This window comes from Novosphingobium sp. HR1a (assembly GCF_015594425.1).
Lineage (GTDB): Bacteria > Pseudomonadota > Alphaproteobacteria > Sphingomonadales > Sphingomonadaceae > Novosphingobium > Novosphingobium resinovorum_A.
The window spans coordinates 37,526-61,462 of sequence record NZ_JABXWS010000047.1; the positions used below are offsets into that span (position 1 = coordinate 37,526).

At 63.2% G+C, this 23,937-nt stretch carries 27 protein-coding genes; 5 read left to right on the forward strand and 22 right to left on the reverse strand.

Translation table 11 applies throughout. From position 1 onward, the window contains the following. Positions 1-15 precede the first annotated feature (15 nt). The 14 genes from rplE to rpsJ all read right to left on the reverse strand — a co-directional run bounded on the left by rplE (position 16) and on the right by rpsJ (position 6,946). A complete protein-coding gene (rplE, locus tag HWN72_RS12080) occupies positions 16-597 on the reverse strand; it encodes a 50S ribosomal protein L5 (protein WP_008828226.1) in 582 nt (193 codons plus the stop codon). Next, positions 590-907, reverse strand: a complete 318-nt coding sequence (rplX, locus tag HWN72_RS12085; RefSeq protein ID WP_008828227.1) for a 50S ribosomal protein L24 — start codon at positions 905-907, stop codon at positions 590-592. Before rplX ends, rplE begins: the two co-directional genes overlap by 8 nt. Then, positions 907-1,275, reverse strand: a complete 369-nt coding sequence (gene rplN / locus HWN72_RS12090; RefSeq protein WP_008828228.1) for a 50S ribosomal protein L14 — start codon at positions 1,273-1,275, stop codon at positions 907-909. The genes rplX and rplN overlap by 1 nt, the downstream gene beginning before the upstream one ends. A gap of 195 nt (positions 1,276-1,470) precedes the next feature. Beyond that, positions 1,471-1,740, reverse strand: a complete 270-nt coding sequence (rpsQ, locus tag HWN72_RS12095; protein ID WP_008828229.1) for a 30S ribosomal protein S17 — start codon at positions 1,738-1,740, stop codon at positions 1,471-1,473. An 11-nt stretch (positions 1,741-1,751) separates the two neighbouring features. Further along, positions 1,752-1,955, reverse strand: coding sequence for a 50S ribosomal protein L29 (gene rpmC, locus HWN72_RS12100; protein ID WP_008828230.1), 204 nt, complete (start codon positions 1,953-1,955; stop codon positions 1,752-1,754). After that, positions 1,955-2,389, reverse strand: coding sequence for a 50S ribosomal protein L16 (gene rplP, locus HWN72_RS12105; RefSeq protein ID WP_008828231.1), 435 nt, complete (start codon positions 2,387-2,389; stop codon positions 1,955-1,957). Before rplP ends, rpmC begins: the two co-directional genes overlap by 1 nt. A gap of 21 nt (positions 2,390-2,410) precedes the next feature. After that, a complete protein-coding gene (gene rpsC, locus HWN72_RS12110; RefSeq protein ID WP_008828232.1) occupies positions 2,411-3,106 on the reverse strand; it encodes a 30S ribosomal protein S3 in 696 nt (231 codons plus the stop codon). Between the two features lie 3 nt (positions 3,107-3,109). After that, positions 3,110-3,487 (reverse strand): 50S ribosomal protein L22, encoded by a 378-nt coding sequence (gene rplV / locus HWN72_RS12115; RefSeq protein WP_008828233.1) that lies wholly within the window; start codon positions 3,485-3,487, stop codon positions 3,110-3,112. Further along, complete coding sequence (gene rpsS / locus HWN72_RS12120; RefSeq protein ID WP_008828234.1) at positions 3,484-3,765, reverse strand: 30S ribosomal protein S19; 282 nt, start codon at positions 3,763-3,765, stop codon at positions 3,484-3,486. Before rpsS ends, rplV begins: the two co-directional genes overlap by 4 nt. 6 nt (positions 3,766-3,771) lie before the next feature. Beyond that, complete coding sequence (rplB, locus tag HWN72_RS12125) at positions 3,772-4,608, reverse strand: 50S ribosomal protein L2 (protein WP_211150378.1); 837 nt, start codon at positions 4,606-4,608, stop codon at positions 3,772-3,774. 6 nt (positions 4,609-4,614) lie between these two features. Next, complete coding sequence (locus HWN72_RS12130; protein WP_008828236.1) at positions 4,615-4,923, reverse strand: 50S ribosomal protein L23; 309 nt, start codon at positions 4,921-4,923, stop codon at positions 4,615-4,617. Beyond that, entirely contained in the window at positions 4,916-5,542 is a 627-nt protein-coding gene (rplD, locus tag HWN72_RS12135; protein WP_008828237.1) for a 50S ribosomal protein L4, read from the reverse strand. The genes HWN72_RS12130 and rplD overlap by 8 nt, the downstream gene beginning before the upstream one ends. A gap of 2 nt (positions 5,543-5,544) precedes the next feature. Beyond that, the gene (gene rplC, locus HWN72_RS12140) at positions 5,545-6,300 is read right to left on the reverse strand and encodes a 50S ribosomal protein L3 (protein WP_008828238.1); all 756 of its coding nucleotides are present in this window, start codon (positions 6,298-6,300) and stop codon (positions 5,545-5,547) included. A 334-nt stretch (positions 6,301-6,634) separates the two neighbouring features. Further along, positions 6,635-6,946, reverse strand: a complete 312-nt coding sequence (rpsJ, locus tag HWN72_RS12145) for a 30S ribosomal protein S10 (protein WP_007011873.1) — start codon at positions 6,944-6,946, stop codon at positions 6,635-6,637. 209 nt (positions 6,947-7,155) lie between these two features. On the opposite strand from rpsJ, the gene HWN72_RS12150 reads away from it, so the two are divergent. Next, entirely contained in the window at positions 7,156-7,656 is a 501-nt protein-coding gene (locus HWN72_RS12150; RefSeq protein WP_008828239.1) for a hypothetical protein, read from the forward strand. 194 nt (positions 7,657-7,850) lie between these two features. Here the strand turns inward: HWN72_RS12150 and tuf are convergent, their stop codons facing one another. The 4 genes from tuf to rpsL all read right to left on the reverse strand — a co-directional run bounded on the left by tuf (position 7,851) and on the right by rpsL (position 12,393). Then, positions 7,851-9,041, reverse strand: coding sequence for an elongation factor Tu (tuf, locus tag HWN72_RS12155; RefSeq protein ID WP_008828240.1), 1,191 nt, complete (start codon positions 9,039-9,041; stop codon positions 7,851-7,853). A 125-nt stretch (positions 9,042-9,166) separates the two neighbouring features. Continuing rightward, positions 9,167-11,251 (reverse strand): elongation factor G, encoded by a 2,085-nt coding sequence (gene fusA / locus HWN72_RS12160; protein ID WP_008828241.1) that lies wholly within the window; start codon positions 11,249-11,251, stop codon positions 9,167-9,169. A 117-nt stretch (positions 11,252-11,368) separates the two neighbouring features. Then, positions 11,369-11,839 carry a 30S ribosomal protein S7 gene (gene rpsG, locus HWN72_RS12165; protein WP_008828242.1) on the reverse strand — a complete coding sequence of 157 codons (471 nt, stop codon included), beginning with the start codon at positions 11,837-11,839 and terminating at the stop codon, positions 11,369-11,371. 182 nt (positions 11,840-12,021) lie between these two features. Further along, positions 12,022-12,393 carry a 30S ribosomal protein S12 gene (rpsL, locus tag HWN72_RS12170; protein WP_007011879.1) on the reverse strand — a complete coding sequence of 124 codons (372 nt, stop codon included), beginning with the start codon at positions 12,391-12,393 and terminating at the stop codon, positions 12,022-12,024. A 574-nt stretch (positions 12,394-12,967) separates the two neighbouring features. Here rpsL and HWN72_RS12175 point away from each other — a divergent pair. From HWN72_RS12175 to HWN72_RS12185, 3 genes are all read left to right on the forward strand, one after another. After that, the gene (locus HWN72_RS12175) at positions 12,968-14,212 is read left to right on the forward strand and encodes an AAA family ATPase (RefSeq protein ID WP_211150379.1); all 1,245 of its coding nucleotides are present in this window, start codon (positions 12,968-12,970) and stop codon (positions 14,210-14,212) included. 85 nt (positions 14,213-14,297) lie between these two features. After that, positions 14,298-14,819, forward strand: a complete 522-nt coding sequence (locus HWN72_RS12180) for a hypothetical protein (protein ID WP_211150380.1) — start codon at positions 14,298-14,300, stop codon at positions 14,817-14,819. A 344-nt stretch (positions 14,820-15,163) separates the two neighbouring features. Further along, complete coding sequence (locus HWN72_RS12185) at positions 15,164-15,742, forward strand: hypothetical protein (RefSeq protein ID WP_248005970.1); 579 nt, start codon at positions 15,164-15,166, stop codon at positions 15,740-15,742. A gap of 6 nt (positions 15,743-15,748) precedes the next feature. On the opposite strand, the gene HWN72_RS12190 is transcribed toward HWN72_RS12185, so the two are convergent. Together HWN72_RS12190 and HWN72_RS12195 are read right to left on the reverse strand one after the other, a co-directional pair. Then, positions 15,749-16,153 carry a hypothetical protein gene (locus HWN72_RS12190; RefSeq protein WP_211150382.1) on the reverse strand — a complete coding sequence of 135 codons (405 nt, stop codon included), beginning with the start codon at positions 16,151-16,153 and terminating at the stop codon, positions 15,749-15,751. A 77-nt stretch (positions 16,154-16,230) separates the two neighbouring features. Further along, positions 16,231-17,610: an aromatic ring-hydroxylating dioxygenase subunit alpha gene (locus tag HWN72_RS12195; protein ID WP_248005979.1), complete on the reverse strand. Its 1,380-nt coding sequence runs from the start codon at positions 17,608-17,610 to the stop codon at positions 16,231-16,233. 296 nt (positions 17,611-17,906) lie between these two features. Between HWN72_RS12195 and katG the strand changes: the two genes are divergently transcribed. Next, the gene (katG, locus tag HWN72_RS12200) at positions 17,907-20,186 is read left to right on the forward strand and encodes a catalase/peroxidase HPI (protein WP_211150383.1); all 2,280 of its coding nucleotides are present in this window, start codon (positions 17,907-17,909) and stop codon (positions 20,184-20,186) included. A 228-nt stretch (positions 20,187-20,414) separates the two neighbouring features. On the opposite strand, the gene HWN72_RS12205 is transcribed toward katG, so the two are convergent. Both HWN72_RS12205 and HWN72_RS12210 read right to left on the reverse strand, forming a co-directional pair. Beyond that, on the reverse strand, positions 20,415-22,874 hold the full coding sequence (locus tag HWN72_RS12205; protein WP_211150384.1) for a PhoX family phosphatase: 2,460 nt from the start codon (positions 22,872-22,874) through the stop codon (positions 20,415-20,417). Positions 22,875-23,012: 138 nt separating this feature from the next. Next, positions 23,013-23,765: a Crp/Fnr family transcriptional regulator gene (locus tag HWN72_RS12210; protein ID WP_008831430.1), complete on the reverse strand. Its 753-nt coding sequence runs from the start codon at positions 23,763-23,765 to the stop codon at positions 23,013-23,015. Between the last annotated feature and the right edge of the window lie 172 nt (positions 23,766-23,937).

The following is a 23,937-nucleotide window of genomic DNA, read 5'->3' on the forward strand; positions in this document are numbered from 1 at the left end:
CTCTTCCTCAGCGGCTCACGCCGCCTCCTGCTGTTCCGACTCTTCAGCCGGGAACGGGAAACCGAACAGACGCAGCAGCTCGCGCGCTTCGTCGTCGGTCTTCGCGGTGGTGGTCACGATGATGTCCATGCCACGAACCTTGTCGATCTTGTCGTAGCTGATCTCCGGGAAGATGATCTGCTCCTTCAGGCCCATGGCGTAGTTGCCACGGCCGTCGAACGACTTGGGGTTCAGGCCACGGAAGTCGCGGATGCGGGGCATCGCGATCGTGACGAGACGATCCAGGAACTCGTACATGCGCTCGCGGCGGAGCGTCACCTTGCAGCCGATCGGCATGCCTTCGCGCAGCTTGAACTGGGCGATCGACTTGCGGGCCTTGGTGATGACGGGCTTCTGACCGGCGATGAGTTCCATCTCGGCAGCGGCAGTCTGGACCTTCTTCTTGTCCTGGCTGGCTTCACCGACGCCCATGTTGAGCGTGATCTTCTCGATCTTCGGGATTTCCATCACGTTCTTGTAACCGAACTTCTCGGTCATCGCCTTCGCGATTTCAGCGTCGAACTTAGTGCGCAGACGCGGAGTGTACTGCTCAGCCATCGATCGTCTCCCCGGACTTCACGGCCACGCGGACCTTGACGCCGTCCTTGATTTCGAAGCGAACGCGGGTCGGCTTGCCGTCCTTGTCCGCAACAGCGACCTTGCTGATGTGCATCGGCGCGGGAACGCGGTCGATGCCGCCCTGCGGGTTCTGCTGGGTGGGCTTGCGGTGCTTGGTGGCAACGTTCACGCCTTCGACGACAACCTTGCCGTCCTTGGGCTGAACCTGCAGCACGGTGCCGGTGCGGCCCTTGTCCTTGCCGGACAGGACGACGACGGAGTCACCCTTCTTGATCTTAGCGGCGGCCATTACAGCACCTCCGGCGCGAGCGAGATGATCTTCATGAAGCCACGGCCGCGCAGTTCGCGCACCACGGGGCCGAAGATACGGGTGCCGATCGGCTCCTCGTTCTTGTTGATCAGCACGGCAGCATTGCTGTCGAAGCGGATCACGCTGCCGTCCGTGCGGCGCACGTCCTTGCGGGTGCGCACGATCACAGCACGGTGAACGTCGCCCTTCTTGACGCGAGCGCGGGGCTGCGCCTCCTTGATCGACACCACGATGATGTCGCCGACGCCGGCGAAACGACGCTTGGAGCCACCCAGTACCTTGATGCACTGGACGCGCTTCGCGCCGCTGTTGTCCGCCACGTCGAGATTGGATTGCATCTGGATCATCGATCCGAGTCCTTCTCATCTGGCTTGCCGGAACCAGTCCGGCAGTTCCTAAAAAGACAGGCCCCCGAAGAGGCCCGAGTCGCCCTGCGCGGGCGAAGGCGGCCCTTTGCCGCATTCACCCGCGAAGGTCAACACTTGTGTCAGGTAAGGCCAAAGCCGGGACCTTGCAGCCCCGGCTTCGATCTCAGCGGAGGATCAAACCTCGGCTTCGAGTGCCGTACCCTTGCTCGCCTGAAGACGGTCAAGAACCTTCCAGGTCTTGGTCTTCGAGTAAGGCGCCGTCTCCTCGATCCGGACTTTCTCGCCGGTCTTGAAGGCGTTGTCCTCGTCGTGGGCGTGGTACTTCTTCGAGCGGCGGATGATCTTCCCGTAGAGGGGGTGCTTCACCTTGCGCTCGACGAGCACGGTCACGGTCTTGTCCGTCTTGTCGGAGACGATAGTCCCGCTAAGAATACGCTTGGGCATCGTGTTTCTCCTTACGCCTTCGCCGCGGCGGAACGCTCAGCCTGGAGCGTCTTGATGCGGGCGATGTCGCGACGGACTTCCTTGATGCGTGCCGGGGCTTCGAGCTGGCTCGTAGCAGCCTGGAAACGCAGGTTGAACTGCTCGCGCTTGAGATCGACGAGGTCAGCGGTGAGCTGGTCGTCGGTCTTGGCGCGAAGATCTTCGGTCTTGGCCATTATTCGCCTCCCAGGTGCGAGGTGTCACCGAGGCGGGCGACGACCTTGGTCTTGATCGGCAGCTTCATCGCGGCGCGGCTGAAAGCCTCGGCGGCGAGCTGGCCGGCAACACCGTCCACTTCGAACAGGATACGGCCGGGCTTGACGCGGGCCGCCCAGTATTCGACCGAACCCTTGCCCTTACCCTGACGGACTTCGGCAGGCTTCTTCGAAACCGGCACGTCCGGGAAAACGCGGATCCAGAGACGACCCTGGCGCTTGAGGTGACGCGTGATCGCGCGGCGGGCCGCTTCGATCTGGCGGGCGGTGATCCGCTCGGGCTCCATGGCCTTGAGGCCGTAGGAACCGAAGTTCAGGTCGGTGCCACCCTTGGCGTCGCCCTTGATCCGGCCCTTGAAGGCCTTGCGGAACTTGGTCTTTTTCGGTTGCAGCATGGTGCTAACTCTATCCTAGACTCAGCGGGCCGGACGGACGCCGGAGGTCTGAGCCTCCATCATCAGTCGATCCTGCGCCATCGGGTCGTGACCAAGGATCTCGCCCTTGAAGACCCACACCTTGATGCCGATGATACCGTAGGCGGTCAGCGCCTCGGCAGCGGCATAGTCGATGTTCGCACGCAGCGTGTGAAGCGGAACGCGACCTTCGCGGTACTGCTCCAGACGGGCGATTTCAGCGCCGCCGAGACGGCCACCGCACATGATCTTGATGCCTTCGGCACCCAGACGCATGGCGGACTGCATCGCGCGCTTCATCGCACGGCGGAACGCCACGCGGCGGATCAGCTGGTCGGCGATACCCTGGGCGATCAGCTTGGCGTCGACTTCCGGCTTGCGGATTTCGACGATGTTCAGCTTCACTTCGCTCGAGGTCATCGCGGCCAGCTGCTTGCGCAGCTTCTCGATGTCCGCGCCCTTCTTGCCGATGATGACACCGGGACGGGCAGCGAAGATCGAGATGCGGCACAGCTTGGCCGGACGCTCGATCACCACCTTCGAGATCGCAGCCTGCGGCAGGGTCTCGATGATGAACTTGCGAATCTTGAGGTCTTCCTCAAGCAGCTTGCCATAGTCCCGGCCTTCGGCGAACCAACGGCTGTCCCAGGTACGGTTGATCTGCAGGCGCAGACCGATCGGATTGCTCTTATGACCCATGGATCAGGCCTCCTCGACTTCGCGAACGACGATCCGCAGGCGCGAAAACGGCTTCAGGATGCGCGTGGACTTGCCGCGACCACGAGCGTGGAAACGCTTCATGGTCACCGACTTGCCGACCGACGCCTCGGCGACGACGAGAGCGTCGACGTCGAGGTTGTGGTTGTTTTCCGCGTTGGCGATCGCCGAGGCGAGAACCTTGCGGGCGTCGACCGCCATGGCCTTCTTGGAGAAGGCCAGGACGTTCATCGCGTCTTCCGCGCGCATGCCGCGGATCAGGGCAGCGACAAGGTTGAGCTTCTGGGCCGAACCACGAATGTTCGTGTTGACCGCAAGAGCTTCCTTGTCACCTACGCGGCGGGGTGCTGCTTGCTTGCTCACTTGCGCTTGCCCTTCTTGTCGGCGGCGTGGCCGGGGAACGAGCGGGTGGGAGCGAACTCACCCAGCTTGTGACCGACCATGTCCTCGTTGACCGCAACGGGAATGAACTTGTGCCCGTTGTACACCTGGAAGGTGAGACCAACGAACTGCGGGAGAATGGTGGAGCGACGCGACCAGGTCTTGATCGGACCAGCGCGGCTGCCGGCATCCTGCGCGACTTCGGCCTTCTTGAGAAGGTAGAGGTCGACGAAGGGGCCTTTCCAGACGGAACGTGCCATCGTGACTTACCTCTTCTTCTTGGCGTGACGCGAACGGATGATGAGCTTGTCCGTCTGCTTGTTGTTGCGGGTGCGGGCACCCTTGGTCGGCTTGCCCCAGGGCGTAACCGGGTGACGACCACCCGAGGTACGGCCTTCACCACCACCGTGCGGGTGGTCGACCGGGTTCTTGGCGACGCCGCGGGTAAGCGGACGACGGCCCAGCCAGCGACCGCGACCGGCCTTGGCGAGGGTCTGGTTCGAGTTGTCGGGGTTCGAGACCGCGCCAACCGTGCCCATGCAATCGCCGCGCAGGTAGCGCTGCTCGCCCGAGTTCAGGCGGACGATGACCATGCCGCGGTCACGACCGACGACCTGGACATAGGTCCCTGCCGAACGTGCGATCTGGCCGCCCTTTTCGGGCTTCATCTCGACGTTGTGGCAGATCGTGCCGACCGGCATCTGCGACAGAAGCATGGCGTTGCCCGGCTTCACGTCGGTCTTCTCGCCGGCGACGATGACGTCACCGACTGCCAGACGCTGCGGCGCGATGATGTAGGTCAGTTCGCCGTCCGTGTACTTCACCAGCGCGATGAACGCGGTGCGGTTGGGATCGTACTCGATCCGCTCCACGGTGGCTTCCATGTCCCACTTGCGACGCTTGAAGTCGATGAAGCGGTACTTCTGCTTGTGGCCGCCAGCGATGCCGCGCGAGGTCACGTGACCCTTGTTGTTGCGGCCGCCGGTCTTGCACTTGCCTTCGGTCAGCGCCTTGAGGGGCTTGCCCTTCCAGAGCGACGACTTGTCGACGAGGACCAGGCCGCGGCGTGCGGGGCTGGTCGGGTTGTAATGCTTGAGTGCCATCGGAAATTAACCCCGCGCGCCTTCGGTGATGTCAATCGACTGGCCTTCGGCCAGCGTGACGATCGCCTTCTTCACGTCGCTGCGACGGTAAGCCTTACCGCGCCAGCGCTTGGTCTTGCCCTTGACGACGAGCGTGTTCACGCCGGTCACCTTGACATCGAAGATTGCCTCGACGGCAGCCTTGATCTCGGGCTTGGTCGCCTTGTCGGCCACCTTGAAGACGACTGCGTTCTGCTCGGAAAGCAGGGTCGACTTCTCGGTGATGTGCGGGGCGACGATCACGTCATAGTGACGAATGTCGACGGACTTAGCCATTGAAACGCGCCTCCAGCTTCTCGACAGCGGCGCGCGTCAGCACCAGCGTATCATGCTTCAGGATGTCGTAGACGTTCGCGCCGACAGCCGGGAGAACGTTCACGCCGACGATGTTGCGGGCCGCCAGGGCGAAGCCCTCGTTGACCTGATCGCCGTCCATGACGAGAACCTTCTTGCCGAAGTTCGCCTTGGCGAGCTGACCGGCCAGAGCCTTGGTCTTGGCGTCGGCGACGTCGAGCGAGTCGACGATCACGAGGCCGTTCTGAGCCTTGGCCGAGAGGGCCATCTTCAGACCGAGCGCACGGATCTTCTTGTTGAGCGAGATGTTGAACTCGCGGCGACGGGCACCGTGAGCCTTACCACCGCCGATGAACACCGGAGCAGCGCGGTCGCCGTGACGAGCGGTACCACCACCCTTCTGGTTGCCGAACTTCTTGCCGGTGCGCGCGACTTCCGAACGCTCGCGGGTCGCGCGGGCGATGCCGCGACGGTTCTCGAGCTGCCAGGTGACGACGCGGTGCAGGATGTCCGCGCGCGGCTCGAGGCCGAACACGTCGTCCGAAAGCTCGATGTCGCCGTTGGCGGTCGAACCGTCGATGTTGAGGACCTGAACCTTCATGATTAGCCCTCCTGGCCTTCGGTCGCTTCGGGCGCCGCGGTTTCAGCAGGCGTGTCGGCAGCGGCCGTGTCGTTGGTGTTGCCAACCGACTTGATGCCGGCGGGGTACGGAGCCTCGCCGTGACGGTCGACCTTGACGGCGTCCGCAACGGTCAGCCACGAGTTCTTCGCGCCCGGGACCGAGCCCTTGACGAAGATCAGGCCGCGCTCATCGTCCACGCGGACGACTTCGAGGTTCTGCTGGGTGCGCTGACGGTCGCCCATGTGGCCGGCCATCTTCTTGTTCTTGAACACCTTGCCCGGATCCTGACGGTTACCCGTCGAACCGTGCGCACGGTGCGAGATCGACACACCGTGGGTGGCGCGCATACCGCCGAAGCCCCAGCGCTTCATAGCGCCCTGGAAGCCCTTACCCTGGGTGTGGCCGCCCACGTCGACGAGCTGGCCCGGGACGAAGTGCGAAGCCGCAATCGTCGCGCCAACCTCGAGGAGGGCGTCGTCGGCGACGCGGAATTCCGCGACGCGCATCTTGAGGGGAACCTGAGCCTTGGCGAAGTGTTCGCGCTGCGGCTTGGCAACGTTCTTCTGCTTCGCTTCGCCGGCACCGAGCTGAACGGCGACGTAGCCGTCACGTTCTTCGGTACGGACTGAGACGACCTGGCAATCCTCCAGCGCCAGGACGGTGACGGGCACGTGGCGACCGTCCTCCTGGAACAGGCGGGTCATCCCGACTTTCTTTGCGATCACGCCGGTACGCATGACCTTACTCCTTACAGAGGCGTACGCAGGACCATCCCCCGCACGCATGTCCAACCCTGTGTGTGATACGAACCCCGTCCGGGTCAGGTGCTCCCTGCAAGCCCCGAAGGACTGACGGAAGCGAGACGGGGGACGCATTCCCGAACGAAACCCGAAGGCGCCGCCGGAGGTATCCCTTGTGTCCCTTCGGGCTTTTCCCTCAGGGCGCTGTCTCTGCGGGTTTCTCCCCGCAAAGCCGGCTAGCGAAGCCGACAAGATAGTCCTCGATCTAGTTAGGGTCCGATCGGAAAGGACCATCGGGGCGACCTTTTCAGATCACCCCGTTAAACCGGCTTCAGGCCAGCTTGATCTCGACGTTCACGCCGGCCGCGAGGTCCAGCTTCATCAGAGCGTCGACGGTAGCGGCGTTCGGCTGCACGATATCAAGCAGACGCTTGTAGGTGCGGACTTCGAACTGCTCACGCGACTTCTTGTCGATGTGCGGACCACGGTTGACCGTGAACTTCTCGATCTTGGTCGGCAGGGGAATGGGCCCACGAATCAGCGCGCCGGTACGACGTGCCGTGTCAGCGATTTCGCCAGTTGCCTGGTCGAGAACGCGATGGTCAAACGCCTTCAGGCGAATGCGGATGTTCTGAGCTTCCATAACCTACCGATGAGAAAGAGCCATAGGACCGAAGTCCCGTCAAATTCGAACCGCGCCCCTACACGCCAAGTGCGAGTCGGGCAAGCCCTGATTTTACGCGGATCGGCAGGTTTTCGGCGGTACGCGGCGCAGTTCGTCGCATCGCCCCTTCCCTGCGCCCGATCCACTCCCTAGGTTGGCATCGCGACGCCTAACAGAAGCCGCTGCCAATGCCCTCCACTACCACGACAATTTCCAGCGTGCTTGCCGCGCTGACCCTCGCTTGCCTTGCTTCCGCGCCCGCTGCCGCCGCAGGCTCTGCCTACGGCCCCACCGGAAGCGAAATTCCCATCGATCTCGACGACACCGACGTTCTCACGGCCCACGTCGGCATACCCGATCCAAGGGGCGGCCCGATAGACGATGCCTGCCGCGACGCAGCCCGCGCCAGCAATGGCGGCAACGACGGCACGATCGTCGTCTGCTCCCACGGCGGCGACGGCTCCAGCGAGCGGGTTCCCGCATCGAAATCCGTCGACGAGAGCACGCGCACAGGGGCGCTGCATCCGCCGGACCTGTGGAACATCCCGGGCTGCCTTGGCCCGTGCATCACCATACCGTTCGGCAAAGTGCCGGAGCCCGTCTATTACATCGACCTCAAGTCCATTCCCGAAGCGCCCAAGGGTTCGGATGCGTGGAAGATCGCACAGGGCGAACTGCGGCAGCCCTGAGCCGCACCGTCGGAGCGCCCTCCCCTTTCGTCATTGCGAGCGTAGCGAAGCATTCCAGGGCAGTGCTGCACCGCCCTGGAATGCTTCGCTACGCTCGCAATGACGAGACGAAGCATCCCATAAACGCGAAAAGCCCGGCGTCTCTTTCGAGACGCCGGGCCAATCACTTCAGCCGTTGTTGGCCGATCGACGAATTACTTCGTGATCGAGGCAACGACGCCCGAGCCGACGGTGCGGCCGCCTTCGCGGATTGCGAAGCGCAGACCTTCGTCCATGGCGATCGGAGCGATCAGCTTGACCGACAGCGAGACGTTGTCGCCCGGCATGACCATCTCGGTGCCCTCGGGGAGGATCACTTCGCCGGTCACGTCGGTGGTGCGGAAGTAGAACTGCGGACGGTAGTTCGCGAAGAACGGGGTGTGACGGCCGCCTTCGTCCTTCGACAGAACGTAGACTTCTGCCGAGAACTCGGTGTGCGGGGTCACGGTGCCCGGCTTGGCCAGAACCTGGCCGCGCTCGACGTCTTCACGCTTCAGACCGCGAACCAGCGCGCCGATGTTGTCGCCGGCTTCACCCTGGTCGAGCAGCTTGCGGAACATTTCGACGCCGGTAACGGTGGTCTTCTGGGTGTTGCGGATGCCGACGACTTCGACTTCCTCACCAACCTTGACGATGCCGGTCTCGACGCGGCCGGTCACAACCGTACCACGGCCCGAGATAGAGAACACGTCTTCGACGGGCATCAGGAAGGGCTTGTCGGTCGGGCGGGGCGGCTGCGGGATGAAGTCGTCGACGGCCTTCATCAGCTCAAGGATCGATTCCTTGCCGATGTTGTCGTCGCGGCCTTCGAGAGCGGCCAGAGCCGAACCCTTGACGACGGGGATGTTGTCGCCGTCGAAGTCGTACGACGAGAGCAGTTCGCGAACTTCGAGTTCGACCAGCTCAAGCAGTTCTTCGTCGTCGACCTGGTCGACCTTGTTCATGTACACGACCAGCTGCGGCACGCCGACCTGGCGGGCGAGCAGGATGTGCTCGCGGGTCTGCGGCATCGGGCCGTCAGCAGCGTTCACGACGAGGATCGCGCCGTCCATCTGGGCGGCACCGGTGATCATGTTCTTGACGTAGTCAGCGTGACCCGGGCAGTCGACGTGCGCGTAGTGGCGGGCGTCGGTCTCGTACTCGACGTGTGCGGTCGAGATGGTGATGCCGCGCTCGCGCTCTTCGGGAGCCTTGTCGATGTTCGCGAAGTCAACGGCGGTGCCGCCGAACGCTTCAGCCATCACCTTGGTGATCGCGGCGGTCAGCGTGGTCTTGCCGTGGTCGACGTGACCGATGGTGCCGATGTTGCAGTGCGGCTTGTTCCGCTCAAATTTAGCCTTGGCCATCTTTCAAACCTTCTTTCGTCTTGATTTCGAATCTGCGGGGTATCGGAGCGGAGCCCGCGGATGCAGGCGCCGCCCCTATAACCAATCCTGCCGTCAGGCAAGAGTATGCTTGATCCCGCCCGCCCTTAGGCGAGCTTCTCCTTGACTTCGGCCGCGACGTTCGCCGGGACTTCGTCATAGTGGGAGAAGATCATCGAGTAGTTCGCGCGGCCCTGGGTGAAGGAGCGCAGCGAGTTCACGTAGCCGAACATGTTCGCGAGCGGCGTGTTCGCCTCCACGACCTGTGCGTTACCACGGCTGTCGGTGCCCTGGATCTGGCCACGACGCGAGTTGAGGTCGCCGATGACGTCGCCCATGAACTCTTCCGGGGTCACGACCTCGACCTTCATGATCGGCTCAAGCAGCTTGATGCCGGCCTTCTGGGCGACTTCACGCATGGCACCGCGACCGGCGATTTCGAACGCCAGGGCGCTCGAGTCGACGTCGTGGTACGAACCGTCGTAGAGGACGATTTCGAAGTCGATGATCGGGAAGCCGACCAGCGAGCCCGAGGCAGCGGTTTCGCGCATGCCCTTTTCGATCGCGGGGATATATTCCTTCGGAATGTTACCGCCCTTGATCTCGTCCTTGAAGGTGATGCCCGCACCGCGCTCGCCCGGCGTGACCTTGACCTTCACGCGGCCGAACTGACCCGTACCGCCCGACTGCTTCTTGTGGGTGTAGTCCACGTCCACAGCCTTGCCGAGGTATTCGCGGTAAGCCACCTGCGGCGCACCGACGTTGGCTTCAACCTTGAACTCGCGGCGCATGCGGTCGACAATGATGTCGAGGTGAAGTTCACCCATGCCCTTGATGATGGTCTGGCCCGACTCGTGGTCGGTCGAGACGCGGAACGAGGGATCCTCGGCCGAGAGACGGTTGAGCGCGATGCCCATCTTCTCCTGGTCGGCCTTGGTCTTGGGTTCCACCGACAGTTCGATGACCGGCTCGGGGAATTCCATGCGTTCGAGAACGATCGGCGCGCGTTCGGCGCAGAGCGTGTCGCCCGTGGTGGTTTCCTTCATGCCGGCAAGAGCAACGATGTCGCCTGCGAAGGCCTCGTCGATGTCCTTACGCTCGTTGGCGTGCATCTCGAGGATGCGGCCGACCTTTTCCTTCTTCTGCTTCACCGAGTTCAGGTACGTGCCCTTCGAGAGCGTACCCGAATAGATGCGAGCGAAGGTGAGCGAGCCCACGAACGGGTCGTTCATGACCTTGAACGCGAGAGCCGAGAACGGCGCGTCGTCGGCCGGCGGGCGGCTGTCAGGCTCGTCGCTGTCGACCTTGACGCCCTGGACGTCTTCAATGTCGAGCGGCGAAGGCAGGTAGTCGACGACGGCGTCGAGCAGGGGCTGAACGCCCTTGTTCTTGAACGCCGAACCGCAGACGACCGGCACGAACGCATGGCCCAGCGTACCCTTGCGGATCAGCTTCTTGAGCGTCGCGACGTCGGGCTCGTTGCCTTCGAGATACGCTTCCATCGCCTCGTCGTCCTGCTCGACGGCGAGTTCGATGAGCTTCATGCGGTACTCGGCGGCTTCGTCAGCCAGCTCGGCCGGAATCTCTTCGTAGAAGAATTCGGCACCAAGCGACTCGTCCTTCCAGACGATCGCGCGGTTGTGCACCAAGTCAACGAGACCCTTGAGGTCGGCTTCCAGACCAATAGGAATGTAAAGCACGGCCGGAGTAGCACCAAGACGATCGATGATCGACTGGACGCAATACTTGAAGTTCGCGCCGGTACGGTCCAGCTTATTGATGAAGCACATACGCGGTACGCCGTACTTGTCGGCCTGGCGCCATACGGTTTCCGACTGCGGCTCCACGCCGGCAACGCCGTCGAAGCATGCCACCGCACCGTCGAGCACGCGCAGCGAGCGTTCGACTTCGATGGTGAAGTCGACGTGGCCCGGGGTGTCGATGATGTTGATGCGGTATTCCTGGCCCTCTGCGGTCCAGAAGCAGGTGGTGGCAGCCGAGGTGATCGTGATGCCGCGTTCCTGCTCCTGCTCCATCCAGTCCATGGTCGCAGCGCCGTCGTGGACTTCGCCGATCTTGTAGGACTTGCCGGTGTAGTAGAGGATGCGCTCGGTCGTCGTGGTCTTGCCAGCGTCGATGTGCGCCATGATACCGATGTTACGGTACATATTCAGCGGATGGCTGCGTGCCATGGGAGAATCCTTAGCGAGGGTTTCGGGAGCGAGAGCGGCCTTCAGATAGACCCTCGCCCCCTGAAATAAAAGTGTGACGCCCGAATGACCAACTCATCCGGGCGCACACTCAGCACATTACCAGCGGTAGTGCGAGAAGGCGCGGTTCGCGTCCGCCATGCGGTGCGTGTCTTCGCGCTTCTTGACCGCGTTGCCGCGGTTGTTCGAGGCGTCCAGCAGCTCGCCCGAGAGGCGTGCCGACATGGTGGTCTCGGGACGGTTGCGCGCGGCGGTGATCAGCCAGCGGATGGCGAGAGCCTGCGCACGCTCGGGACGAACCTCGACGGGGACCTGGTAGGTCGCACCGCCGACGCGGCGCGAACGCACTTCGATCTGCGGCGCGACGTTGTTGAGGGCGTCGTGGAACAGCTGGATCGGGTCCGACTTGGCGCGGGTTTCCATGGTTTCCATGGCACCGTAGACGATCGCTTCGGCGACCGACTTCTTGCCGTCGTACATGAGGTTGTTCATGAACTTGGACAGGATGAGATCCCCGAACTTGGGATCAGGCAGGATTTCCCGCTTCTCGGGACGACGACGACGTGACATTTTTTAAACTCCAAATGGTCCGGAGCGTAGCGGAGGTCTTCAGCCGTCATCCCGGACTTGATCCGGGACCGCTGGCCTCACTGGGCGCTCGGTAGGTTTGTACTGCTAGGTCGCTTCAGGCTGCCGGCGGTCCCAGCTTTCGCTGGGATGACGGGTGCCCCGCCGCGTACCTTGCGAGTGACTTACTTCGGACGCTTGGCGCCGTACTTCGAGCGGCTCTGCTTGCGATCCTTGACGCCCTGGGTGTCGAGCACGCCGCGCAGGATGTGGTAGCGAACGCCGGGAAGATCGCGGACGCGGCCGCCGCGGATGAGCACGACCGAGTGCTCCTGCAGGTTGTGGCCTTCACCCGGGATGTACGAAATGACTTCGCGGCTGTTGGTCAGACGCACCTTGGCGACCTTGCGAAGTGCCGAGTTCGGCTTCTTCGGGGTGGTCGTGTAGACGCGGGTGCAGACGCCGCGCTTCTGCGGGTTCTGCTCCATCGCAGGAACCTTGGACTTGGCCTTCTGCGGTTCGCGGCCCTTGCGGACCAGCTGGTTGATAGTGGGCATCTATACTCTTCTTTCAAATGGGAGTGCGATGGATCGACACCGAAACCATCGGTATCGACCCGTCGCACCCCGGTGGTCACCGGGCCGGGAGGGCTGCTGCAGCGATGACGGGAGAAGAGTAGACGATCACGCGATGCAGGAAGGAAACCGCGAGGCCGTCATCCCAGCGCCAAGAAAACTTGGGGGACTGGGACCGCCATCGGTTTGCTCCGCCCCCTCGTTGCAAACGAGGAAGGCCGCACCCGTGAGCCGAAAAACACTCCACCCGGCCGCCGATGAGCGCTGCCGGATTACTTTGCCGCCCGCCCGAGGGACGCACCCTCACCCGATTCGGATGAAGGGAGCGGTCCGTGCTTCCCTGCCCTGCCGAGGCCCGAAAGCCACGGAAAAGCTGCGAGAAACGCGCCGGAACGGCAATGTTCAGCTCTGTATATCCACCGCGAGCAAGCCCGCGAGGGATGCGCGCCTTTAGGGGATTGGGGGGATGGGGTCAAGGAATGACACACGCCATAACGCGACAAGAATTTTTTCACAGCACTGGCGGAACACCTAATGGCTAGGGTAAATCGCCTACATGCTTAATGGATATGACGATTCAGGGTTCGCGGAGGCGTTGAGCAGGTACTTCACACCAGCCCAACCGGTTTCAAAAGCCGACCATCTTTTTGGCCGAGACACAAAACTACGGCTCATAAAGCGCGCAATAGATTCGCCCGGAAAGCACGTATTCATTTTTGGTGATAGGGGCGTTGGAAAAACGTCGCTAGCGAAGACAGCGGCACAGATTCATTTGGACCTCATGTCCGAACTTCCAATCGTCGCCTGCCAAGCAGAAACCCAGTCAGAAGAACTGGTTGAGGCAATTTGCCGAGAGATTCACAAAACTAAGCGCCTCCAAACAGAAGGCCAAATTGACCTTACAAAGTCAATCGAAACACCACCACTGATAGCACCCCCTGCAATTCGCAACATAAATGATGCGATACTTACCATAAAGTCGGAAACGTCTGAATTAAGCAAACCGACAGTTGTTATAATTGATGAATTCGATCAAATTTCTGACGATAAAGTCAAAAAATTTGTAGCAGATTTGATAAAGCAGCTTTCCGATCAAGAGATAAAACTAAGACTATTCATTTGTGGAATCGGAAAATCACTTGAAGAATTGATCGGCGTTCATCTTTCTACGGACCGATATCTTTCGACTATAGAGTTAGAAAAAATTCCTCACGATGCGCGCTGGAAGATACTTCAGTCCGCATTGAGCCACTTTGGCATCGAATTCGATCGGAATAGCATCGTTCGCATCGGGCAGATTAGCGACGGATACCCATATTACATTCACCTTATCGGTGAAAAAATATTCTGGGAAATATTCGACGATGATAGATTAGTGACGAAAATATCTTCTGACCACTACGACCGCGGCATTAAAGCCGCAATTGAAGAATCCCAAACATCTCTGAAGCAAGCCTACGACATGGCAACGCAGAAGCACGGCAATTCAGAAGATTATGAAGAGGTATTGTGGGCAGTTGCAGATGGAAAGTTGTTAGTAAGGCAAGTTAGCGACATTTACGACCAGTCTTACGTTCCAATTATGGAACAACGGTCCGAACGTAAACGGCTAAGCAAAGAGCAATTCTATCAAAGAATGAACAAGCTCAAGCAGGATAGTCACGGAAATGTCCTCAATGGCAGCAAACAAGGCTGGTACAGCTTCAACGAAAACGTCGTCCGAGGATACGTTCGCCTCCGCGCAGAGAGGGCTGGAATCAAAATCGGACTCGATCACCCGGTCCCCGAACGCTTCACGTGATACAACTCAAAAATATCTGCACAACGAAAGCATAATCCAAAATTGCCAAACGCCTCATACTAACACAGGCCATCAACCACAGCCTGTGGGTAGCTTAAGCCTAGCAATAGCTTTTTTCGCCGCACTAGGAATCGGCAGCATCGTTGCGGCCGCTATATCTCGTTGGAATTCAATTTCTCAACTTCGGCAGGCTTGGGTAGATGCCCTCAGAAAAGATATCGCAGAGTTTTTCCATTGCGTTGAGAAATTTGGCGCTTCTGCCTCAGCAAAAGACACGGAAACTAAGAATAAACTTAGAGAACGCCGAGACAGCGCGATGGCCGTGTACAGACAAATAGTTTTAAGGCTTAATTTTAAAGAAATCGATCACCGAAGGCTGGATAAAGCGCTAAAGGACGTTTTATTAATTCAAAGCACTATCGACGATCGCAAAATGACAAAATGCCTTATATTGTCAAGAAAAGTTTTAAAACAGGAATGGGACAGAACGAAATTCGGACCATTTCTTTCAATTTATTACAAAATAAAAACTTCACGACGCAGGCGGCGTTTGCTCAAAGCTAGGAAAGCTAGAGCCAAATCGCTGACTAGAAGATCTGCAGGTTAATTCTCTTCACAAACCATTTTCCTACATACCCCGGCCCGCGATACATAGGTCCGCCATGAGGGGCATCCACTCCAACACCCCATGGAGTTCCACGCCTTATGACGGACCGATCCTCCACGCCCCCGGCACATCCCGAACGCCGGCGCGGCGGCACATCCTCCGCTTCTACGCGCAGCAGCGTGAAATCTTCTGACGATAGCGCGCCCGGCGGTGAGGCCGGGCGATCTCGCGCGCGGTCTTCCCCCTCCACCACCGACTGCGTCGGCGGTCCCCCTCCCCGAAGCAAGCTCGGGGAGGAACGGGTGGGGTGCCGGTCGGTGCGGCCTTCGCGGCGCACTTCGGCCATGGCCTTCTTCGAGGACTTGCCCGAGGCGGACGATCCGCTGCTCGGCTTCGCGCCCTATCTGCACAGCCGTCCGCGCCGCAACTCGATCACGCCCGACCGGCAGCGCATGTTCATCGCCGCGCTCGCCGCCAGCGGGATCGTCACGCAGGCGGCCCGCGCGATCGGGGCGAGCCTCGAGGCGCTCTACAAGCTGCGGCTGATGAAGGGCGCCGAAGGGTTCTCGGCCGCTTGGGACAAGGCGGTTGACCGGGGCATGCTGCGGCTGCAGGACTGCGCGCTCGAACGCGCGATCCTGGGCGAGGAACGCCCGGTGGCGAGCCAGGGCAAGGTGGTCGCCACTTATACCCGCCACGACACCGCGCTCATGCTGTTCCTGCTGCGCCAGCGCATGCCGGAGCGCTACGCCGCGCCGCCTACGCAGGACGCGCGGCCGGGCTCGCCGCTCTACGAGCGGGTGCGGCGCGATATCGAGGCGCAGATGCCCACCGTGGAAGAGACGCGCGCGGTGATCGACGCCAAGCTGGAGCAGCTGCGCCGTACCATCGAGGCACGGCGCACGCGGGAAGAGGACGGCTGAGCCGCCTCAGCGGCGGCCGCGGCCCGGTCGGCGGCCGTCGCCGCGCCCGCCGCCATCATGATCGCCGCCGCCGCGCCACATCGGCATCTTCATGCCCTGCTGCGGGCGCATCTCGCCCCGGAACGGCTGGTAGTTGTGCTGGCCCTGCGGGGGCGCGCGCATGATGTGGTTGCGGTCGCCCCGGCGGTAGCGGTGGTCGCGGTCGTTGTTGCGGTAGTAGAAGTAGTCGTCGCTGCCCCAGTAGCCGTCGTGGATCGGGCCGTAGTACCCGTCGTAATAGCCGTCATAGGCGTAAGGCGTGCCCCAGCCGACCGAGCTGTAGCCATAGCCGCCGCCATAGCCGTCCGTGGCGCAGGCGCTGAGCGCCACGGTGGAACCGGCAAGGGCCAGGGCGAGGATCTTCGTGTTCATGGACGAGCCTTTCGAGGAGGCGCGTCAAAAATGGACGGCGCGCCCGTTAACCCTCGTAAAACTCCCGAGTATGCAGCTCAGTTCCGGGGCCAGACGTCCAGCTTGGTCGGCGCCCCTCGCCCGCCCATGAAGTTCGCCAGGTTGCGGTGGAGGTTGATGACCTTCTGCTCCTGGTGCGGGTTGGGCAAGGGTCCGCGAAAGCCGCTGGACTTCATGCCCTTCTGCACGAACTGCATGTTGGAGAAGTCCTGCGCCAGCACCGATCCCCAGTTCTCGCCGATGGGGTCGGCATAGGTCCACTCGGTCTGCGGCGCCTCCCCTTCCGGGAAGCGTTCGAGGGCGTAGCTTTCGAACACGCACTTGTCCGGATCGTCCTTGTAGGGGCGCACGCGGTAGCACAGCGCGAAGGTCTCGCCGTGGAGGATGTTCTGGTTGGGGAACAGGCCCCAGGCGAGGCCGCCTTCCTTCTTGATCTCGGGCGGAACCTCGGGCCAGATCACCCCGCGCGCGGCGTCGTCGGCCTTGGCGGATTTCAGCCAGTGGGCGATGCATTCCTGCGGGGTGGCGTCCTCCGGAAGCTCGATCTGGAGGCGAGCGGCGGCGTTCACCAGCGTCTCGGTGGAGGCGGAATAGTTCACCGTCTCGTAGTTCTCGCGGATCAGCTCGTAGGTGGAAACGCGCGGATCGTCGCCCTTGCCGGCGCGGGTGGTGCCGGCGCTCTCGCTCATCTCGAACTTGGCATCGCGCGTGTCGTAGCTGGAGACCGAGTGCAGCCCGTACTGGCGGCTGAGCGCGTAGTAATCGCCATAGGCCAGCAGCTGCGTATGCGTGCCCGCGACGTGGTAGGGTTCGAGGAACGCCTCGATCGCGGTCTTCCAGTTGCAGTCGTAGATCGCCCACTGGCGCCACTTGTAGTGCATCTTCTCCAGCTGGAAGTGCGAGAGGATTTCCCCCGCACGGCCCATCCACTCGGCCAGCGGCACGGCGTCGGGGTCCATCGTGATGTAGATGTAGCCGCCCCAGGTATCGACCTGGACTTCGGACAGGCAGATCATCTCTGCCGTCAGCTTGTTCTGCCAGTCCTGCGGGTCGAGGATGTAGGTGTTCTGGCCCTCCAGATCGAAGGTCCAGCCGTGGAAGCCGCAGATGAAGTTGCGCCGGTTCGAGCCCCGGACATCATGCACCTTCCCCGGCAGCATGTCCGGCACCGAGACGAGCTGGCGTCCCCGGTGCGGGCAGACGTTGTGGAACGCTTTGAGCGAACCGTCGTCCTTGCGCAGCACGATCACGGATTCGTCGGCGACGTCGTAAGTCAGCCAGTCGCCGGGGTTCGGAAGGTCGCTCTCGCGCTCGACCATCTGCCAGACCTTGGGCCACAGCAGCGTCTTCTCCGCGGCGAGGTAGTCCTTCGAGAGAAACGCCTCGGTCGGATACGTGGCGAGCACTTCGGCGTCCATGTCCGCTGCGGTCAGACGGCTGGGCTCGTAGGCCTCCGGTTCGGTCACGCGGTCTCTCCCATGCGCGCTATTCAACAGGATTGTCTATTAGGCCAGCTCGCCTCGCGTTTCCAGAGCCGCCCGCGCGCAACGCCCCGGCGATGGAGCGGCAACAAATCGCGCGGCTCGCTTAACCTTTCGATTTTGATCGCCCTGCCCGATCACTCTCATCGACGAAGCGCACTAACGGTCCCGTCCCCCGGGGCGTACCCTCTGCCCGCCCTTGCAAGGGCCAAAGCAACAGGAGGAGAGAGGCCATGAACACCCCTGGAAACCGCATGCTCGCGCTGATGCTCGGCGCCGCGTGCTGCGCGATCGCAGCGCCCGCGTCGGCCGCCGAACAGGCCAAGCCGAACAAGGCCGCGACCGAGGCGGAGACGGTCACCGAACAGCCCGCCCCTCCCGCCGGCACCAAGCCCGGCGGCATGTCCAACAAGGACTGGTGGCCCAGCACCCTCGACCTCGCCGCGCTGCGCCAGCACGAGGCGCAGTCCAACCCCTACGGCGCCGATTACGACTATGCGAAGGAGTTCGCCACGCTCGACCTCGACGCGGTCAAGGCGGACATCCGCAAGGTGCTGACCACCTCGCAATCGTGGTGGCCCGCCGACTACGGACACTACGGCCCGTTCTTCATCCGCATGGCCTGGCACAGCGCGGGCACCTACCGCGTCGGCGACGGGCGCGGCGGTTCGGACGGCGGCGAACAACGCTTCGAGCCGCTGAATTCGTGGCCCGACAACGTCAGTCTCGACAAGGCCCGCCGCCTCGTCTGGCCGATCAAGCAGAAGTACGGCCGCAAGCTGTCATGGGGCGACCTCATGGTGCTGACCGGCAACGTCGCGCTGGAGGACATGGGCTTCAAGACCATCGGCTTCGCGGGCGGCCGCATCGACGCATGGCAGCCGGACCTTGTGTTCTGGGGGCCGGAAACCAAGATGATGACCGACAAGCGCCGCGACGCGAAGGGCAACCTCAAGGGTCCGCTCGCCGCGACGCAGATGGGGCTCATCTACGTCAACCCGGAAGGCCCGAACGGCAACCACGATCCGATCTCCGCCGCCGCCGACATCCGCCGCGCCTTCGGCAACATGGCGATGAACGACGAGGAGACGCTGGCGCTGATCGCGGGCGGCCACACCTTCGGCAAGGCGCACGGCGCGCATGACCCGAACAAATGCATGGGCGCCGATCCCTCCTCCGCCGGAACCGAGAAGCAAGGCCTCGGCTGGGAGAACACGTGCGGCAAGGGCAATGCCGAGGATGCCATCACCAGCGGCCTCGAAGGGGCATGGTCGGCGAACCCGATCAAGTTCACCTCGCAGTACCTCGACAACCTGCTCGGCATGGAGTGGGTGAAGACCAAGAGCCCCGCGGGCGCGACGCAGTGGATTCCCACCGACCCGGCGGCCGCCAACATGGTCCCGGACGCGCACATCAAGGGCAAGACCCACGCGCCGATCATGTTCACCACCGACATCGCGATCAAGCAGGACCCCGAATTCCTCAAGATCGCGCAGCGCTGGCACGAGAATCCCGAGGAATTCGCGCAGGCCTTCGCCCGCGCGTGGTTCAAGCTGACACACCGCGACCTCGGCCCGCAGGCCCGCTATCTGGGCAAGGACGTTCCGAACCAGACATTCTCGTGGCAGGACCCGCTGCCGCAGGCGAGCTTCGCACCCCTGGGCGAAGCGGACCAGAGCGCGCTGAAAGCCAAGGTGCTCGCCTCCGGCCTGACGACGCCCGAACTGGTGCGCACGGCCTGGGCCTCGGCTTCGACCTTCCGGGGCACCGACATGCGCGGCGGCGCCAATGGCGGACGCCTGCGGCTGGACCCGCAGCGCGGCTGGGCGGTCAACGATCCGGCCGAACTGGCCAAGGTGCTGGCGAAGCTGACGGCGGTGCAGGCCGACTTCGCGAAGTCCGGAAAAGCGGTGTCGATGGCCGACCTCATCGTACTGGCAGGCAATGCCGGTGTCGAACAGGCGGCCAGCAAGGCGGGCTATCCGGTGAAGGTGCCCTTCGCGCCGGGCCGCGTCGATGCGGCGCAGGACCAGACCGACGTGGCATCGTTCGCGTACCTCGAACCCAAGGCCGACGGTTTCCGCAACTTCTACACGGCCGACTACCGGCTCGACCCGGCCGCCGCGCTGGTCGACAAGGCCGACGCCCTGAACCTGACGGTGCCGGAGATGACGGTGCTGGTGGGCGGCATGCGCGCGCTGGGCGCCAATGCCGGCAAGTCGAGCGCGGGGGTCTTCACCGCGACGCCGGGCAGTCTCGACAATGCCTTTTTCGTCAACCTGCTTTCGATGGACACGGTCTGGTCGAAGAGCGCGGCGCCGGGGCTCTATGACGGCAAGGACCGCAAGACCGGCAAGCTGCGCTGGACCGCGAGCCCGGTGGATCTGGCGTTCGGGTCGAACTCCGAACTGCGCGCGGTGTCGGAGGTCTACGCCTCGGACGATGCGAAGCAGAAGTTCGTGGACGACTTCGTGGCGGCGTGGGCGAAAGTGATGAACGCCGACCGGTTCTGACCCTAAATCCTCCCTGTCGCGAAGCGATGGGGAGGTGGCAGTCGCGCCGCGACTGACGGAGGGGGAACCCGCGCGCCTTCGCCCCCTCCACCACCGCTTCGCGGCGGTCCCCCTCCCCATTGCTGCGCAACGGGGAGGATTCCGCACAAACGCCAAGGGAGGAGGCGCCCATCGGCGCCCCCTCCCCTGCATTCTCCCTCAGGGCATTCTCCCCGAGGGGAGCTTCGATCAGAGACCGATCACGCCACCGTCGTTCTTGGTGATCGCGATCAGCGCCGAACGCGGACGCACGCTGGCGGCCGGCGTGCTGCCGTCCTGCGAGTACGGCCAGTGGCTGGTCGGCGCCGAGTAGGAGCCGCCCTCGCCAGGGTGCTGGATGCCCACGAACAGGGTGCGGCCGTCCGGCGTCTGGTCGATGCCGGTGATCTCGCACTCGACCGGGCCGACGAGGAAGCGGCGCAGGTTGGCCGCGGTCGCCTTGGCGCCGACAAAGGTGTTCTGCGTGTTGCCCGCGTTGTTCACCGTGTAGGCGCCGCCGTCACCGACGTGACCGGGGATCGCGGCGAGCAGCATGCAGTTGGTGCGGTCGGTCAGCGCGCCGTCGTCGGTCTCGATCCACATCAGCGGATTGATCTGGCCCGAGGGGTTGGTCGAACGCGAGAAGTACGCGCCGTCCGGGCTCGAGAAATCGTTCGCGGTGGTGAGGCCCGAGATGTTGACGTTGGTGGGGTCAGCATCGGTGGAGTCGGCACCGAAGAGGTAGATGTCCCACTTGAACGTCGTGGCGCTGGTGGTGTCGCCGTCTTCGCGCAGACGCACGATGTGGCCGTTCGGGTTGCCGGTCTGTGCCGAGTTCGACGGACCCTTGGGGTCGTTGTACGAGCGCGGGTTGGCAGCGTTGGTGCCGGTGACCGGGCGGAACGAATTGTTCGAGTTGGTCAGCGTCAGGTAGATTTCACCGGTGACCGGGTTGCCCACGGTCCATTCCGGGCGGTCCATCGGCGTCGCGCCTACCGCGTCGGCGGCGAAGCGGGTGTTGACGCAGATGTCGGCCTGGCTGGTGAAGGTGTACTCGGGGTAGGTGCCGCTTGCCGGACGCTTCGGGAAGGTCGGGCTGTAGACCAGCGGCAGCCAGGTGCCGGTGCCGTCCGCGTTGAAGCGGGCGACGTAGAGCGTACCGGCGTCGAGGTACTTGTCACCCACCGCAAGGCGGTCGGTGGCGTCGGCATCGGCAGCGGCCCAGGTCTCGTTCGAGACGAACTTGTAGAGGTATTCGCCGCGCGAATCGTCGCCCATGTAGGCGCCCAGCTTCTGCCCGGCGGCGATACGCACGAAAGCGCCTTCGTGGCCGAAGCGGCCCAGCGCGGTGCGCTTGCGCGGGGTCGAGGTGGGGTTGTACGGGTCGATCTCGACCACCCAGCCGTACTGGTTCGGCTCGTAGCGGAAGTCGTCGGTTGCGGCGGCCCCGGTGATCGTCGCGTTCCAGCGGGTGAAGCGCGTGTCGGTGCTCGACGCGGTCGACCAGCTGTAGTTGCCCGAGCGGCTGGTGATGCCGTTGCGCCGCAGCGAGGCCAGTTCGGCCGGGGTGCGCTTGGCGTCGTCAGCCGCATCGCGGCGGAAATAGCCCGCGTAGTTCTCTTCGCAGGTGAGGTTGGTGTTCCAGCCGGTAACGCCGTTGGCGCAGTTGTTGATGGTGCCGCGACCGGCGGTGCCATCCTTCGAGTAGGCGGTGACGAGGAACGCCGAACCCGCCGCCGGGCCGTGGAACGACATCGGCGTGTTGGGGGTGATGCGGCGGTTGAAGGTGCTGTCCTGCTTGTAGGTCCACTTGCGGTTGCCGCCGTCGACATACTCGACGACCGAGACGCCGTGGCACTCGATCTCCTTGAGCGCTTCGGCCAGCGGGCGCGGCGCGGCGCTGGGACCGGCCGGGTGCAGGTAGGTCTCGGTGATGTTCTCGTGGTTCTGGACCATCAGGCCGCGCGTCGAGCTGTTGCGGTCAGGCGTGCCCGAAGCCGAGAGGCCGAAGTAGTGCAGCGCGTCGTGGTGGTCGCCGATACGCTTGTCGAAGTCGGCGTCGCTGCCGTCGTTGGCATAAGCCGAGACACCGGCGGCGATCGGGTCGCCGAGGCGGGTCATGATCGTGACCGAGTAGCCTTCCGGAACCATCGCGACGTCGCTCAGCGAGTGGGCGACGGCGGTGAAGCCGAGCACTGCGGGCGAGACGCGCACGGTGGTGGTCGCGGTCACGGCCTCGCCGATCAGCGGCTTGGCGCTGAACTGGAAGACGAGATCGGTGGCGGCCGCAACGGCAGGCGCGATGAAGGTCACGGTCGCGCCGCTGCCCATCAGCGCGACTTCGGGTCCGGTGCGCTGGTTCCAGCCCGCATCCTGGCCGTTGCCGGAGACGGTGCCGGTCAGCGTGACGACGCGGCCCGCGCTGGTGGCGACGCTGCTGCCCGCCGAGACGGAAACGGCGCCGCCGATGCTGCCGCCTTCGCCGTCGTCACCGCAGGCGGCGAGAAGGCTGGTGCCCATGAAGGCCATCGTGGTGGCACCGGCGCCGCGGAACATCGCCGAGCGGCGCGAATAGCGCTCCGCCGCCATGCTCTCCAGCGAGCGCTGCGTGGATTCATTGGTATCGACGTCACCGTCCGTATAGGCGGTGACCGGATTCATCTCGGTCATGGATATTGCCCCCTTATTGGTCGCGAGGGCGAGTGCTAGGGGCCATTCATGACGTGAAAGTGCCAGTTCGATGGCATATCGATGGCGTTATCCTGACCGTATTGCGACGATGACCTAAAACGGCCCGTCGCGCGGACCCTATCCCTCCTTGGGGTACACATCCCCGAGCACGCGGCGGAAATGCCCCTCGACCTGGTCGTTGCAGGCGCAGGCACGGTTCTTCAGCCCTTCGCGGTCGAGCACCTCGATGCCGCCGCGACGGGTGCGCACCATACCGTCGCGCTTGAAACGCTGCAGCACCCGGCTGGCGTAGCTGCGGCCGATGCCCATCATCGAGGCGAGCTGCTCCTGCGTCATCGTCACGTCGTTGCGCCCGATCCGGTCGACGGCCGCCGAGAGCCACTTCGCCGCGCGCTGCTCGATCGTGTGGACGGCATTGCAGGCGATCGACTGGAACACCTGCGCCATCACGCAATCGGCATAGCGTGCGAAAAGATGCGCAATCGCGGGCGAGCGCTCCTTGGCCGCCTCGATATCGCGCGAGGCGATGCGCAGGAACACCCCGTCGTGCAGCACGTTGGCCCGCGCATAGGCCGGAAGCGAACCGTGGCTGACGATCCCGCCCAGCGCCCCTTCGCGGCCCACGAGGATGGTTTCGACCGCCGTGCCGTCCTCCATCTCGACGAAGTAGGAACACATCGCGCCGCCGGTCGGAAAATAACAGTAATCGACGCTGTCGCCGGGCTGGTAGATGATTTCGCCCGACTTCAACCGGCACTCGCCCAGCTTAGGCTCGATCAGCGCGAAGTCGTCCTGCCGCAGCGCCGTGAGCAGGTCGCTGCCGGCGATCGCGGCGGCGGAAACCGGGCTTGTCTGCGGGATCGTGCTCATTTGTGCTCCTTGGGCGGCTCGGCGTGACGCATGGGCGTGACGACCGGAAGGGCCGACGCAAGGGGTCGCAATCCTGCGCCGTCCGGAAACGACAACCCAGCCAAGGGCCTACGGTTCCAGGATGCGGTCATAAGTGAACAGACCGTCCGTTTCAGAGATGCTATGTGTTACT